Source organism: Bacillus sp. CBEL-1 (genome assembly GCF_004348885.1).
Lineage (GTDB): Bacteria > Bacillota > Bacilli > Bacillales > Bacillaceae_H > Priestia > Priestia aryabhattai_A.
In genome coordinates, this window is sequence record NZ_SBIM01000003.1 from 799,276 (window position 1) to 812,804 (window position 13,529).

A 13,529-nucleotide genomic window follows, 5' to 3' on the forward strand; every position below is an offset into this window, starting at 1 on the left:
TTACATTGCTTATTTATAAATAAAGAAAACACTTACAGCATAAATTTTTACAACTGGTCTAGACAACTTACCCTAAACGCGCTACACTAATCATATAAATTTGATAAAAGCAAAGGAGAGACCTATGTTATGAACAAACCGCTGGTCATATACAACGTAACGGTTTACGGCGAAACAATCGTCTATCCAAACGGATACCTTAAAATAGAAAACGGCTCAATAACAGAGTTAGGTAGTATTCACGATTATCAAAGAAGTTCAGACGACCAAGTTATTGAGTATTCCCCTGATTTCATCGTTGTTCCAGGGGCGATTGATATACACATTCACGGCGCTGCAAATGCAGATGCTATGGATGCTGCAGAACAAGCGCTGCAAACAATGGCTGCTACTCTTCCAAAAGAAGGAACAACAAGCTTCCTTCCCACTACAATGACGCAATCAGTGGAAGCCATTAACGACGCTCTCATAGTATGTGGTGATTTTGTTACAAATAACCAAAATGACGCTCAAGCAGAAGCGATAGGCATTCACTTAGAAGGTCCTTTCATTTCGGCAAAACGAGCAGGCGCTCAGCCTCTTCATCACATTCAACAGCCAAGCGTCGAGCAGTTTAAACGCTGGCAAGAATTAGCTCAAAACCACATTCGACTTGTGACGCTTGCTCCTGAAGAGTCCGGAGGCACAGATCTTGTGAAGCATTTAAAAGAAACAAACGTAGTGGCTTCAATTGGACATTCCGACGCTACGTATGAAGAAGTAGATGCAGCGATTCAAGCAGGAGCGTCGCACGTCACTCACCTCTACAACGGCATGCGTGGTATTCATCACCGTGAGCCAGGCGTTTTAGGTGCTTCTTATTTACGTAAAGAGTTATACACCGAGCTTATCGTAGATGGCATTCATTCGCGTAAAGAGATGGTAAAGCTTGCTTATGAGCAAATTTCCAGCGAGCGCTTGATTTTAATCACAGATTCATTACGTGCCAAATGGTTAAAAAGCGGGATTTATGATCTTGGAGGTCAGTCAGTTCAGGTTAACGAAACGATGGCTACATTGGCAGATGGAACTCTTGCAGGAAGCATTTTAAAAATGAATGAAGCAATGAAAAACATGATGGAGTTTACGGGCTGTAGCATACCGGAAATCATTCAGATGGCTTCTGTTAATCCGGCTAAGCAAATTGGCGTTTTCGATCGTAAAGGAAGTCTTAAAGTAGGAAAAGATGGCGATTGCGTTGTCATGAACAAGCATTTCGACGTACAGCTAACCGTGTGTCGCGGTCATATTGCATATAAACAGGAGGAACAATCATGAACATCATCTCAGTAAAAGACTACAAAGAAATGAGCAAAATGGCAGCTACTATTATTATTAATAAAGTAAAAGCTAATCCTTCAATTAATCTCGGTTTAGCAACTGGTGGGACACCTAAAGGTTTGTATGAAGAGTTGATTCAAGATCACCAAACAAATGGAACTTCTTATGCGCAGGTACACACTTTTAATTTAGATGAGTATGTAGGCCTTGCTGCTGATAACCCAAACAGCTATCGTTATTACATGGTCGAGACTCTCCTAGACCATTTAGACGTAGATCTTACTCAAACGTTTATTCCTAACGGTACTGCAGAGAATGCACAAGCAGAATGCGAGCGTTACGAAACGCTGATTGAACAACATGGCGGTATCGACCTACAAATCTTAGGAATCGGTCATAACGGACACATTGGGTTTAACGAACCTGGTACGCCTTTTTCATCTAAAACTCATGTGGTGACCCTTGCTTCTTCTACGCGCGAAGCAAACGCTCGCTACTTCTCGTCTATTGATGAAGTACCGACTCATGCTATGACTATGGGCATTTCATCAATTATGAACAGCAATGAAATTTTATTATTAGTATCGGGAGAAGATAAAGCAGATGCTATTTATCATTTACTTGAAGGAAAAATAACGGAAGAATTCCCTGCTTCCATCTTAAAAAATCATCAAAATGTTACAATTATTGCTGATGAGAAAGCATTATCTCGTACAAACTTATAACAGATTGTAGTATGATCGATGTAAAGGAGGAATTGCACATGATTGACAAAAATTCACCTCTGCCGATTTACACACAGATTGAAGATGGAATCCGCGCTCAAGTCGAAAGTGGCGACCTTAAGCCCCACGATGCGATTCCATCCGAACGAGAGTATGCAACACAGTTTCAAATCAGCCGTATGACAGTAAGACAAGCAATTACAAACCTTGTAAACGAAGGCCTTTTATACCGTGAAAAAGGAAGAGGAACGTTTGTCTCAGAACAAAAAATTGAGCAACAGCTCGTTGGCTTAACGAGCTTTACAGAAGATATGAAAGCAAGAGGCTACATGCCAAGTAGCCGCTTGCTTCATTTTGAAATTGTTCCGGCTCCAGCAAAAATTGCATCTCAGCTTTCGATTCCAGTGCACCACCCCATCTATGAAATTAGACGCATTCGACTGGCAGATCAAATTCCTATGGCCATCGAAACGGTCTATATGTCCGCCAATCTAATTAAAGGCGTCACGGAAGCTATTATCCAACAGTCGCTTTATAATCATGTAGAACAACAAAGTGAACTTAAGATTGGACATGCCACTCAAACCCTAGAAGCAATCGTGGCAACAGAAAATGAAACAGAGCACCTGCAGGTAGCAAAAGGCGCTCCTATCCTTCTTATTAAGCGCTATACATTTTTAGAAGATGGAACGCCATTAGAAGTTGTAAGATCCGCTTACAGAGCAGATCGCTACAAGTTTACCGTTAGCATGAACCGGACATAGAAAAAGCCTCGCCGCAAGGCGAGGTTTATTTTGAAAGCGAATCCAATTCGGATTTCCAAAAGCTATGCGGTTTCATCGCTTCTTTATCAATTTCTTCAAACCGCTCGTGCATTTCCCGAATTAATACGTTCGGAACATGACCATCCACTTCAGGACGTTCATCTCGTAATACGAAAGGCTGGATATAGTCGTAAAATAGTTCAACAAACTGCAAAAACTGTACAAGCGATGAGTTGATTAGACGCTCACAGTCATCATTTGAAACATCTAAAAGTACAATGTTACCATTGTCACCATGTAAACAGATAGGATCGCCTAGCTTTGTCATCCCTAAAAACCAATAAAGCTGATAGCGAGCAGATAAATGAAGCGTCTCACACAAAGTGCATAGCTGATTTTTAGAGGACATGAATTCAAACAATGGAGCAACATCTCGCGGTAGCCCAACTTCAGCTAGCAGCCTTTTAGTCTCCAAATCAACTTTAAGCGGTGCTAATTGACTTTTGTCAAACAGTATTCGCTTTTCTTTGCGTTGTTTTACTTTCTTCAACCTCTGTCACTCCCTCTACCCTACTATGCTTATTGTCTACTATTTTATTTACACTGTCACCTATTCGTTTCAGTCATAACATTTCTGTATATTTTGATACAAAAGAATGCATAAATTTCATAAAATATTGACAACACCTTTTCTTTTTCTATAGATTTAATGTAACTGACCGATATAGTGGAGTGAGAAATAGTAGCAAAAGAAGCCTCTCCTCTCTCTTACTATATGTGAAGAAAGCAAGGAATACATCAGCTGAAGGATGCATTTTTCTCCATTTATTCCCTACTTAAAAGGAGCGAGCTGTTTTATGCAATATAAGCGTGAAGAGCCTTTTCGTTTTACATTTACACAACCTATTGTTGGCACGTTTTTTATTAAAAAATTCGATGGAAAAGAGATCGAAAGCAAACCTGGTCCACTTGCCGTTATTGATTTATCTCCAAGAGGAATGAAGCTAATTACTCCACTAGATCTTCCAGTATTTCAAAAGCCTATTGAGCTTACTGTTAATTTTTCTTTATTGGATGAGAGCCTTACAATTACTGGTTTAGCTGTTTGGAAAGAAAAAGCGAATCATGAATTTTTATACGGAATTGAAGCATTTACAAATGAAAAACAGCAGCAATTATTATTAAATACATTAAAACAATATGCAAAAGAGTATCGGAAAAGATAGCAGATTATGGCTATCTTTTTTTTGTGCAACCACCTTCCTTTCGCTTCAACATTCTATTCTTGTTTAAGGTTATACCCTCCGTGGAAATAATAAAAACGAAACTGTAAAAAGAAAAGGTGACACAATGAGTAGTAAAGCAAAAAAAGAATGGATTGGTGGCCTTGTTTTGCTTTTATTAATTGGATTTGTTGGAACAAGCATGTTTGGATATGAAACGGTTAAAGCTGCTATGAACGCTGCATACGTACCTCTATCTCATAAGGAACAAATGTCAGAAGAAGCATTAAAGGAAGGAAAGCCTCTTTCTGCACTTCTTATTACGGAAAACCAAGAGCATATCTCATTTGTTCATATGACCGTTAACAAAGATGATTCAGATGTTCATATGACGAACATTCCAACAGCTTCTATCCTAAAAGAGCGCACACAATCTACCGAGCAGCTGGTGAACAATGCGGAGCAAACGCTTGGTGTTCCCATTGACTACTATGTCATGATTAATCAAAAAAACCTGAAAACAATTGTTGATAAGCTTGATGGTATCATTGTGAATAATCCAACTCTCTTCACGCACGATGAACGCACATTTCCAGCAGGTGAAGTAAGGTTAAACGGTGAAGAGACGCTAGCTTATCTTCAGCCTGTTCATGAACAAGATGTACTCTCTGCTCATGATCGTCAGATACTAGTTGCTAAAGCTATTGTAAAACAAGTGGCTACCATTCCGACATTCACAAAAGCAAAGCCTATTTTAAATGAGCTATCAAATACTGTACAAACAAATTTAACTTTCGATGACCTTTCACTTATGCGCAAGCACTATAAAGCAGCATTTGCTAGCGTTACAAAACAAGAATTCCCCAAAACAGAAGCAGAGGTTCAACAGCTGACAAGCAAGCTTCAACAAAAACTTCAGTTATCTTAAAGAACCAAGTAGAGATACTTGGTTCTCCATTTGCTTAAATACAAAATCTTCTACGTGCCTTGTTCACCCTACTATAAATATCCATCTTTCTCTACCGTTCATAAGACCAGATCTTTCTTGCAGGGCATATTCTTATGAAATGCTTCTCATAATCTTTTGCTCTTTGAGAAAAACTAATGATACTGGAGGAATAGGAATGGAAAAACACTTACCCAACTTAACGTCAGCTGAAATTGCATCTTTATGGACAGCTTATGTAAATGACAGCATGGCGACATGTATTTTAGCTTATATGTTAACTCATATTGAAGATAAAGATATTCACGTGCTTGTAAAAGAGGCTCTAACAATGTCTTCTGAGCACATAAGCAGTTTGCAAAAGTTATTTCACCAAGAAAAGTTTGCAATTCCAAATGGATTTGGCAAGCAAGACGTCAATGTAAATGCACCTCGCTTATATACGGATACATTTTGTCTTAGCTATCTTAACCACATGTCAAAGGCTGGAATGATTGGCTACAGCGGATCATTAGCGATGAGTACACGATATGACTTAATTGATTATTTTTCAACTGCTCTGCATAAAACGGCCTCTCTTTATGAAAAGACGACGAAATTAGCACTTGAAAAAGGAATTCTCACACGTCCACCTTACATCTGCATGCCAAGTGAAGTCGATTACATCGACAGTAAGAAATACATAAGCGGCTTTCATTTGTTTAGCAAAAATCGGCCTGTAAATGCCGTGGAGATTTCACACTTATTTTTAAATATCCAAACAAACTTAATTGGCTATAAAATTTGCTTAAGCTTTGCTCAAACAGCTACGTCTAAAGAAGTAAAACAGTTTATGATGAGAGGAAACGAGATCTCTAAAAAGCATATTAAGCTATTTGCAGATACCCTTTTGAACGATCATATCCCTGCTCCAATGAGCCCAGATCTTTGTATTACAAATTCAACAACGCCTGTGTTCTCTGAAAAGCTGATGATGTTTCACATGAGCTTATTAAGCGCTACAGGTACGGGGAATTACGCAACGGCAGCTGCAGCTAGCCAACGGAGCGATCTTGCGTTTAACTATGAAAGAATGTCGCTTGAAATTGGGCGTTATGCAAAAGCTGGAGTGGATATTATGATTAAAAACCAGTGGCTTGAACAACCTCCTGGAACCATCAACAAAGAACAGCTGATTCTTTCTCCAAACAAAAAGCATGAATGAAGACATTCATGCTTTTTGTTACCCGTTTATTTTCCTGTAAACCAGCTGCTTAAATGTTTTCCCCACAGCTTCTTTCCTTCCTCTGTTAGCTCACTTTCTTTTGTGACATAAGGAGCGATTTCATAAGGCCATAACGGAGCGTGATTAAGATAGTAAACGTGATTTTCCTTTGCCTTTCCCCCGACGGCTGCTACCGCTTCTTCGTATGATTCATATTGAGAGGCATACGGTGATGACGGTTGAAGGATAAGTGCTGTTTTTAATTCTTTCACTTGGGAAATGAATGCTTGAAGTTCAGGCAACGCATCATCAATTGGCATTTCTTTCTGATCTTCAACCATTGGAATCTCAGCCAAAACAAGGCTCGGCTTTAGCTTTTGTAAGTCTTGTTGAAAAGAAGAATGAACGAGCTCTTTTGTTGTTTGATCATGGTACGAATAGATTTGGATGTGAAAAACCTCTTGCCCGTATGTAGCTTCTAAAGATTTCTTTACGAAAGATGCCCACTCGTCCTCTTCACTCGCTACCAGCACAAGCGAGATGGGCTTGCCTTTTATAAATGTATCTTCAATCGCACTAACTAAAAATGGCGGTAAATGCTTTGTGTAGCTTGATACATCGGAAAACTGCTTTTGGTGAGGCTGTGCTGTTTCTACCACCGCCGCCTGCGCTTGCCTCTCTATCTTTGTTTCCCAATGCTGAACACCTGCTACCATAACTGCGCTACATGCCGCCAACGCTCCTACTACAACACCGCTTGTCCATTTCATTCAACCGCTCCTTTCAGCATTCACTACCCTTTATTATAAAGGGAATTATGCCTAGAAAACGGGACTTTCGTACGTAAAATCTCTACAAATAAAGAGGTCGTTTGCAACAATTCCTGGGGAAATAACGCTTTTCCATCCAGAAAGCGTCATGTTTTGTCTAACAAGCTGATGGATTTGTCGACGCTCTTATTGTAGTATTTTTTAAACCTTTTCACTTATTTTAAAAAGTTTAGGACAGGAACCTTTCCATTCTTCTCTTTGTTTTCATACAATACGTTATAACAAGCAAAAGAAGGTGAAAAAAATGTTTTCAAACAGACCTCGTCGTAGACCGGGTTTCCCATTCTCTGGATTTGCAAGAAGACGTCCCCAAAGACGATCTCAAGTAGCTGAATGGATGTCTTATTTTCAAGACGATCAGGGCAATATGGATTATGCAAAGATTGCCGGCGGCGCCCAGCAGGCAAAAGATTTGTACACAAACTTTAAGCCAATGGTTACACCGTATGTAAAAAAGTTTTTAAAATAACAACAGCACCGACTGCGAACCTGCAGCCGGTGCTGTTGTTATTTTATCGAACTAAAAATCTGTTGACATACTTCCATAATACCCTCTCCATAAGCAGCTGATGTATGTTGAGCATGAAGGCTTTTTGCCTCATCAGTTGCATTAAACAGCAAATAGCCGTGCTTCACTGCTTTTAACATGTCAATATCATTTCCGCTATCTCCAAAAGCAAGCGTCTGATGATGGGAAACGTCATAATACGCTTTCATGAAATGAACGGTTGCTGCTTTTCCGGTTCCTTTTGGAATAAAATCGACATCATACGCATTTTCCGGGTCCCCTGCTTTTGGATTACATCGGTTAATATTTACTTCCACTTCATATTTATCAGCTAACTTCCTAATAATCCCCAAGGCTGAATGAGTATCTTGCTCTGATTTTGTATAATAGTAATAGTTCATTTTATATCCTTGTTGACCAAACTGCGTTTGAGGCGTTAAAACAACCTGATAATCAGTGCAAAGCTGATGTAAAAGCGACTGAACAGCTTCCTTTGAAAATCCGGAAGCTTCAATTTTGGCTTCCCATTCTGATAAACGATTTGTATTTCCTTCTTCATCAATCATATATAGCTCTGTGCCAAGATTACTGGAAATAAAATGAGGCCAATAGGTTAAGTTCGCTTTCTGCATTTTTGACTCAATATGTGCCATGCTGCTACCGGTTACCCAGCCAATCTTCACGTGATACTGATGACATACGTCGTGTAAATACATCTCCATTTGTTGCAACATCCCAAGCTGTTCAACCGTGCACGCATGAGGAAAATAGGTTTCATCAAAATCAAAAAAAATAAGTGCGCGCGTCTCTTTTCTGTGAGGATATGTTTTTTTATTCATGTTTCCCTCTCCTTTTGCTTTTTTTTCAGCATACACGCTGGGAACGTTCCCAGGTCAACGCTTAAATGGAGGTTTTTTTATGACAACAATTCTTGATCTTGCTCGTATAAGCGGTCTATCAAAATCTACCGTTTCGCGTGTGTTAAATCAGCACCCACATGTTTCACAAGAAAGCAAAGAAAAAGTAGAAAAAGCCATTGAGCAAATTGGTTACAAGCGAAATGCAAGAGGCGTTCACTTGCGCAAAAAGCAAAATCAGCTCATCGGCTTATTAGTGCCTACCGTCAACCACCCCTACTTTAGCCAGTTAATCAGTGCGCTATCAGAAGCCTGTCGCAAGTCTGGCTATGAAACGGTCATTTATCAAAGTGGTTTTCAACCAAAAGAAGAGCGCTATGTCTATAACAAACTCGCACAGCAAGAAATGGACGCTCTTGTTGTGACACATACTTTGTTATCTGAACAAGAAATTAAAGAGTTGGTAGGCAACAGAATTGTCATCATTTGTAATGAGCAAACTCCTGGAGTTCTATTTGACGTCTTTTCAGTAGATGAAGAACAAGCAATATTTGATGCAACGACCTATTTACTCCAACAAGGTCGAACACGCCTTTTACTTTGTATGGATTATGAACAAACGCCGCTTCAACAAAAAAGGTTATCTGGATTTAAACGTGCTTTAAAAAATGCAGAAATCTCCTACTCAACCAATATGAAAAGAAATAAAATCATGACGATTGACGATGGACTCAGGCTTGGAGATCAGCTCTTTCAAGCTGAAAGCTATCCAGATGGGCTGTTGACAGGAAGTGATTTTGTTGCCATGGGTTTGCTTCATAGTGCCCAAAAACATAGCATCAACATTCCGAGTGATGTCTCAATTATCGGCTTTGACAACCACTCCATTGGACGCGCGAGCATCCCTTTACTCACAACGATTGATTACCCTTTGCAAAGCATTGCAGATGACGTAGCAAAAGCGCTTGCTCTCCGCGTAAATCAGAATGAAGTGCTTCCTCGTCGTAACCTTTATAAAGCCACACTGATTCTACGAGAAACAACGTAGCACAAAAGACAGGGTGCGTACACGCCTGATTTTGTGCTTTTTCTTTATTTCAAAAAAATAATTTTCTGTGTTTTATAAAATTTTACACTAGCATTTTTCTCTTTTATAACATATAATCATGCAAGCGGTTGTTTTAGTGGAGTGGACATTTGTACAAAGAAAAAACTTTCTAAAAATTATAAAGATTTTTTCTCTTCTCATTCACAAGCAATATTTTTCATGATAAACTTACTTTTACGTATGAGCAATATGTAGGATATAAAGCATTAATCGGAGGAACATATGATGAAAAATTTATTACACAAATGGAATCAAATTAGTCTAGTTACTCGCATTGTAATCGGGATTATTGTCGGTGTTATTCTAGCATTAATGGTTCCTGAAGGCGCTGAATTCGTTACAATCTTTGGTGCGCTATTTGTTGGTGCATTAAAAGCGGTTGCACCTGTATTGGTATTATTTTTAGTTATGTACGCAATCGCACAGCACAGAAATGGTCAGCAAACAAATATGAAGCCTATTATTGGCTTATACCTTATCGGCACGTTCTTAGCTGGACTTGTTGCCGTCATTGCAAGCTTTATTTTTCCAGTAACGCTAAAACTAAAAGAAAGCGGTGCTGAAGGTTTTGAGCCTCCAGGTGGGTTAAGTGAAGTACTCCAAAAGCTATTGTTCAATATCGTGGACAACCCTATAAATGCACTAATGAACGCAAACTATATCGGTATTTTAGCGTGGGCGATCGTACTTGGTATTGCACTTCGCCATGCACCTGATACAACGAAGAATATGATTGGCAACTTTTCAGATGCCATTTCTACAATTGTTCGCTGGGTCATTAACTTAGCACCGCTTGGTATTATGGGCCTTGTATTTGAAGCCCTTGTTACAAATGGATTATCAGCATTGCTTGATTATGGAAAGCTTTTATTAGTTTTATTAGGATGCATGTTCTTTATTGCTCTTGTTGTGAATCCTATTATCGTCTTTATTAACATTCGTAAAAATCCATATCCGCTTGTTTTACAATGCTTAAGAGAAAGCGGGCTTACGGCATTCTTTACACGTAGCTCTGCTGCCAATATCCCAGTGAATATGAATCTATGCAAGAAGCTAGATTTAGATAAAGATACGTATTCAGTATCCATTCCGCTAGGCGCAACAATAAACATGGCAGGTGCAGCCGTTACAATTTCTGTATTAACGCTTGCAGCCGTTAACACGCTTGGCATTGAAGTAGACTTTGGTACAGCACTTATTCTTAGCATCGTAGCTGCAATATCAGCATGTGGAGCATCAGGTGTTGCAGGCGGTTCGCTTCTATTAATTCCACTAGCATGTAGCTTATTCGGAATTCCAAATGATGTAGCGATGCAAGTCGTTGCGGTTGGCTTCATCATCGGTGTTTTACAAGACTCATGTGAAACAGCGCTTAACTCTTCTTCAGACGTACTTTTCACGGCAACTGCCGAGTATGGAAAAATGCGTAAAGAAGGGAAAGAAATTAGTCTATAAAACAACAGAAGCCTTCTTCACACCGTGAAGAAGGCTTTTCTCTTATCTCTATTATTCTGGCTTTTGTTTTGGTACTTGCTGTAGTACATCTTGAAACTTGACTTCATCTTCATCACGATACCCTTCAAACACTACTTGCTCAACCGCTGCGTGATTAAACACGTATGTATACTGCTCATTGATGAATCCTTCTGGATACGGAACGCCAATATAATCATAAATTTGTTGCTCTTCTCCAAGAGACATTTGCTTACGTCCATAAATGACCAGCTTTTTGTCTCCACCTTTTAACAAGACAACAGATCCGTTTGGTAATAGTGCTTGATCCATGAGTATTCCTCCTGACAAGATGATGTAGTTGATTTACACGTACGCCTAGCTTTTAGTAAATTTTTTTACAGATATATACTTACAATTAGGTTAACATGTAAGATTGAAAGGTAAATAGGGAAATTACCTTAAATTACCTATCATCCAATGAGTATTCAGACCTAAAGTCTAACTAAGCACAAAGATATGGTTAGAGAACAAGAAAATGGTGTTTATCAACGACTCTGCTATCTGTAGATGTCGTAGCATAGTAGATGTATATGAATGCCTGCTATAACGAAGAAAGCCTATCAGGTTACGATGGGCTTTCTTTCTTTATTACTGATGAAACAAAAGTTTAAAGCTTAGGGAACTCCATGTTTTACCGCCGTCTTTAGTCGTATAAAGCTTTTCTTTCGTACAGCCAAATCCAGTGCTTCGGTCAACAAAATGCAAGCAGTGCATATTTTTTAACGCTTCGTTTTGTGCATATATTTTCCCAACATAAAGTGGACTTTGCTGCTCATACAAAGCGCCACTACTTCCATTGGCAATTAAGCAGCTCTTTGAGGTTGGAAATGAAAAAGCTCCCCCGCGGTACGGAACTGCTGGCGTCATACGCCATGTTTTACCGAAATTGTTAGAGTAATAGTAAAAAAGGGAGTGTAAAACGGGACCAGTAACCTTAAACGGAACAAAGATATTTCCATCCACATAAAGAGGCTTGTACGCCGTGGCGTCAGTTGTTAATGGGTAGAGAAGAGCCGCTACGCTTACAAAGTGCGCTGGACTCCACGTTTTTCCAAAGTCATTTGTTTGATAAAGTGATCGATACAGCTTGTTCCCCTTTACCGTTAAAAAACCAACTTGGTCATTGACAAACGTCAGGCCCGTTACCATTCCATTTATTAAAAAAGAAGAAACCTTATTCCACGTCAATCCGCGGTCGAAAGTTTTATACAGATGTTTTTGTTCACTGGTCATGATGCAAAGCGAGCCATGTGCCTCATTATGAAACTCTATGACAACCTTTTGAATGTGTTCCTGTGCTTTTAAAGGGAGCACAATGACAGCAGAACTCCAGTTCCTGCCTCGATTCATCGTTCCCCATACTATAAGTGAAGAAGGACTGTTTCTTTTCTCGCTGATTGCGTATGCCGTTGTGCTCGTAAAAGCAAAAGCAGTCAAAATCGGAGCAGATGTTGGCGTGACTTCCTTCCAAGCTTGTCCGCCCGTACTTGTATAAAAAAGAGAGAGACTTTTACTGGCTTTTTGCTGAACTGCAAGCCATCCTTCGCTACTACTTCTCATTTGAATCCATCGATATATATAGTCATTCATTATTTTCACCACTTTAAAAAAATAATTGCTATATATGTATATGCTCCTCTCCTCTGCTTGTCCACGGACATTTGCCGTCTTTTTAAAAAGTTTAAGCCTTTTGTGAATGATTCGCTATTGTTTTAGATGTTTTTTATCCAAAAGAATGGTTTCTCTTATTTTAACTGATCAAAAAGCGCTTGATCGACCACGAGCTCACTTTCAATGTCTCCTGCTGGATACGATGCCGTCACGGAAAAGCCAAATGCTTTATTGTTATTCACGTAACCGCTTATATGGACTCTTTTCTTAGATAACAGCTTTTCTTCCGTAAAAGTGACGGATGAAACATCATGAAACTCTTCTTTTAAATGCGTAACTACCTGAGGCTTTATTTCCTTTGCATAAGCCTTTGCTTCGTGATGTTGAAGCGTATACACCATCACTCCTGCAGCGACAATAGCTAAACCAAAAAGCGTAAGAATTACTTTTTTCATCGACCGCTCCCCTTTATTCTCTTATTCTTAGTTTCTATTATAGCAACGTGGGATTACCTTTTGGGTAAAACATATATGAACTTCCTCTATTCCCTTGTACTACTTCGACTGACTTCACCATACATTAGTTGTAAAAAGGGCGTGTTCATTTTGTTTTTCATTAATTATAATCTGATTTTGATTAGCTTCGTTCTCTTCATCCTATCCTACTTCATCGGCATTAAAAAACAAATCTGGCTGCTTCCTGGATTTAACGAGCGCCGCATACGAAACAAAGAAAAAGCAAGCAAACTAGTCGGCTTATCCAGCTTAGTTGGGGGACTCCTTACTCTCACTGCCGGCTTTATCTTAGCCATCCGGCCTGAGATTGTCATTTTCATTCTTATTGCTGGTTACTTCTTCTTGGTCATTTATACGCATAAGAAATTAGGTTCTACTGCAAAAACCAACCTGTCGTAACAGG

16 protein-coding genes are annotated in these 13,529 nt (G+C 39.3%); 10 read left to right on the forward strand and 6 right to left on the reverse strand.

Annotated features, from left to right (window positions below):
* Positions 1-129: 129 nt before the first annotated feature.
* Genes nagA through EPL02_RS04110 form a run of 3 tightly spaced genes read left to right on the forward strand, consistent with a single transcriptional unit; the run spans position 130 to position 2,809 of the window.
* Positions 130-1,317: an N-acetylglucosamine-6-phosphate deacetylase gene (gene nagA, locus EPL02_RS04100; protein ID WP_131887026.1), complete on the forward strand. Its 1,188-nt coding sequence runs from the start codon at positions 130-132 to the stop codon at positions 1,315-1,317.
* Positions 1,314-2,045 (forward strand): glucosamine-6-phosphate deaminase, encoded by a 732-nt coding sequence (gene nagB, locus EPL02_RS04105; RefSeq protein WP_131887027.1) that lies wholly within the window; start codon positions 1,314-1,316, stop codon positions 2,043-2,045. The genes nagA and nagB overlap by 4 nt, the downstream gene beginning before the upstream one ends.
* 38 nt (positions 2,046-2,083) lie before the next feature.
* Positions 2,084-2,809, forward strand: a complete 726-nt coding sequence (locus EPL02_RS04110; protein ID WP_131887028.1) for a GntR family transcriptional regulator — start codon at positions 2,084-2,086, stop codon at positions 2,807-2,809.
* A gap of 25 nt (positions 2,810-2,834) precedes the next feature.
* Here the strand turns inward: EPL02_RS04110 and EPL02_RS04115 are convergent, their stop codons facing one another.
* Positions 2,835-3,359 carry an SUKH-4 family immunity protein gene (locus EPL02_RS04115; RefSeq protein WP_131887029.1) on the reverse strand — a complete coding sequence of 175 codons (525 nt, stop codon included), beginning with the start codon at positions 3,357-3,359 and terminating at the stop codon, positions 2,835-2,837.
* A 307-nt stretch (positions 3,360-3,666) separates the two neighbouring features.
* Between EPL02_RS04115 and EPL02_RS04120 the strand changes: the two genes are divergently transcribed.
* The 3 genes from EPL02_RS04120 to EPL02_RS04130 all read left to right on the forward strand — a co-directional run bounded on the left by EPL02_RS04120 (position 3,667) and on the right by EPL02_RS04130 (position 6,182).
* On the forward strand, positions 3,667-4,035 hold the full coding sequence (locus tag EPL02_RS04120; RefSeq protein WP_131887030.1) for a PilZ domain-containing protein: 369 nt from the start codon (positions 3,667-3,669) through the stop codon (positions 4,033-4,035).
* A 124-nt stretch (positions 4,036-4,159) separates the two neighbouring features.
* Positions 4,160-4,960, forward strand: coding sequence for an LCP family glycopolymer transferase (locus EPL02_RS04125; RefSeq protein ID WP_131887031.1), 801 nt, complete (start codon positions 4,160-4,162; stop codon positions 4,958-4,960).
* Positions 4,961-5,156: 196 nt separating this feature from the next.
* Complete coding sequence (locus tag EPL02_RS04130; protein WP_131887032.1) at positions 5,157-6,182, forward strand: DUF3231 family protein; 1,026 nt, start codon at positions 5,157-5,159, stop codon at positions 6,180-6,182.
* Between the two features lie 26 nt (positions 6,183-6,208).
* Here EPL02_RS04130 and EPL02_RS04135 read toward each other — a convergent pair whose 3' ends face one another.
* A complete protein-coding gene (locus EPL02_RS04135) occupies positions 6,209-6,952 on the reverse strand; it encodes an SGNH/GDSL hydrolase family protein (protein ID WP_131887033.1) in 744 nt (247 codons plus the stop codon).
* Positions 6,953-7,256: 304 nt separating this feature from the next.
* Here EPL02_RS04135 and EPL02_RS04140 point away from each other — a divergent pair, with 304 nt between their 5' ends.
* Entirely contained in the window at positions 7,257-7,481 is a 225-nt protein-coding gene (locus EPL02_RS04140; RefSeq protein ID WP_131887034.1) for a hypothetical protein, read from the forward strand.
* Between the two features lie 38 nt (positions 7,482-7,519).
* Here EPL02_RS04140 and EPL02_RS04145 read toward each other — a convergent pair whose 3' ends face one another.
* Positions 7,520-8,359 carry an HAD-IIB family hydrolase gene (locus tag EPL02_RS04145; protein ID WP_131887035.1) on the reverse strand — a complete coding sequence of 280 codons (840 nt, stop codon included), beginning with the start codon at positions 8,357-8,359 and terminating at the stop codon, positions 7,520-7,522.
* A 79-nt stretch (positions 8,360-8,438) separates the two neighbouring features.
* On the opposite strand from EPL02_RS04145, the gene EPL02_RS04150 reads away from it, so the two are divergent.
* Both EPL02_RS04150 and sstT read left to right on the forward strand, forming a co-directional pair.
* On the forward strand, positions 8,439-9,425 hold the full coding sequence (locus EPL02_RS04150; protein WP_165932507.1) for a LacI family DNA-binding transcriptional regulator: 987 nt from the start codon (positions 8,439-8,441) through the stop codon (positions 9,423-9,425).
* A gap of 285 nt (positions 9,426-9,710) precedes the next feature.
* A complete protein-coding gene (gene sstT, locus EPL02_RS04155; RefSeq protein ID WP_131887037.1) occupies positions 9,711-10,940 on the forward strand; it encodes a serine/threonine transporter SstT in 1,230 nt (409 codons plus the stop codon).
* Positions 10,941-10,991: 51 nt separating this feature from the next.
* Here the strand turns inward: sstT and EPL02_RS04160 are convergent, their stop codons facing one another.
* The 3 genes from EPL02_RS04160 to EPL02_RS04170 form a co-directional block, all read right to left on the reverse strand.
* Positions 10,992-11,270 carry a DUF4176 domain-containing protein gene (locus EPL02_RS04160; RefSeq protein ID WP_025910149.1) on the reverse strand — a complete coding sequence of 93 codons (279 nt, stop codon included), beginning with the start codon at positions 11,268-11,270 and terminating at the stop codon, positions 10,992-10,994.
* A gap of 318 nt (positions 11,271-11,588) precedes the next feature.
* Positions 11,589-12,590: a WD40/YVTN/BNR-like repeat-containing protein gene (locus EPL02_RS04165; RefSeq protein WP_131887038.1), complete on the reverse strand. Its 1,002-nt coding sequence runs from the start codon at positions 12,588-12,590 to the stop codon at positions 11,589-11,591.
* A gap of 155 nt (positions 12,591-12,745) precedes the next feature.
* Complete coding sequence (locus EPL02_RS04170; RefSeq protein WP_131887039.1) at positions 12,746-13,066, reverse strand: DUF1433 domain-containing protein; 321 nt, start codon at positions 13,064-13,066, stop codon at positions 12,746-12,748.
* A gap of 150 nt (positions 13,067-13,216) precedes the next feature.
* Here EPL02_RS04170 and EPL02_RS04175 point away from each other — a divergent pair, with 150 nt between their 5' ends.
* Positions 13,217-13,525, forward strand: coding sequence for a DUF3784 domain-containing protein (locus EPL02_RS04175; protein ID WP_165932508.1), 309 nt, complete (start codon positions 13,217-13,219; stop codon positions 13,523-13,525).
* Positions 13,526-13,529: the final 4 nt, after the last annotated feature.

What these genes read in the sequence shown, in the direction of transcription:
- nagA (WP_131887026.1), top strand. Translation starts at nt 130, where the DNA reads ATGAACAAACCGCTGGTCATATACAACGTAACGGTTTACGGCGAAACA.
- nagB (WP_131887027.1), top strand. Translation starts at nt 1,314, where the DNA reads ATGAACATCATCTCAGTAAAAGACTACAAAGAAATGAGCAAAATGGCA.
- EPL02_RS04110 (WP_131887028.1), top strand. Translation starts at nt 2,084, where the DNA reads ATGATTGACAAAAATTCACCTCTGCCGATTTACACACAGATTGAAGAT.
- EPL02_RS04120 (WP_131887030.1), top strand. Translation starts at nt 3,667, where the DNA reads ATGCAATATAAGCGTGAAGAGCCTTTTCGTTTTACATTTACACAACCT.
- EPL02_RS04125 (WP_131887031.1), top strand. Translation starts at nt 4,160, where the DNA reads ATGAGTAGTAAAGCAAAAAAAGAATGGATTGGTGGCCTTGTTTTGCTT.
- EPL02_RS04130 (WP_131887032.1), top strand. Translation starts at nt 5,157, where the DNA reads ATGGAAAAACACTTACCCAACTTAACGTCAGCTGAAATTGCATCTTTA.
- EPL02_RS04135 (WP_131887033.1), bottom strand. Translation starts at nt 6,952, where the DNA reads ATGAAATGGACAAGCGGTGTTGTAGTAGGAGCGTTGGCGGCATGTAGC.
- EPL02_RS04140 (WP_131887034.1), top strand. Translation starts at nt 7,257, where the DNA reads ATGTTTTCAAACAGACCTCGTCGTAGACCGGGTTTCCCATTCTCTGGA.
- EPL02_RS04145 (WP_131887035.1), bottom strand. Translation starts at nt 8,359, where the DNA reads ATGAATAAAAAAACATATCCTCACAGAAAAGAGACGCGCGCACTTATT.
- EPL02_RS04150 (WP_165932507.1), top strand. Translation starts at nt 8,439, where the DNA reads ATGACAACAATTCTTGATCTTGCTCGTATAAGCGGTCTATCAAAATCT.
- sstT (WP_131887037.1), top strand. Translation starts at nt 9,711, where the DNA reads ATGAAAAATTTATTACACAAATGGAATCAAATTAGTCTAGTTACTCGC.
- EPL02_RS04160 (WP_025910149.1), bottom strand. Translation starts at nt 11,270, where the DNA reads ATGGATCAAGCACTATTACCAAACGGATCTGTTGTCTTGTTAAAAGGT.
- EPL02_RS04165 (WP_131887038.1), bottom strand. Translation starts at nt 12,590, where the DNA reads ATGAATGACTATATATATCGATGGATTCAAATGAGAAGTAGTAGCGAA.
- EPL02_RS04170 (WP_131887039.1), bottom strand. Translation starts at nt 13,066, where the DNA reads ATGAAAAAAGTAATTCTTACGCTTTTTGGTTTAGCTATTGTCGCTGCA.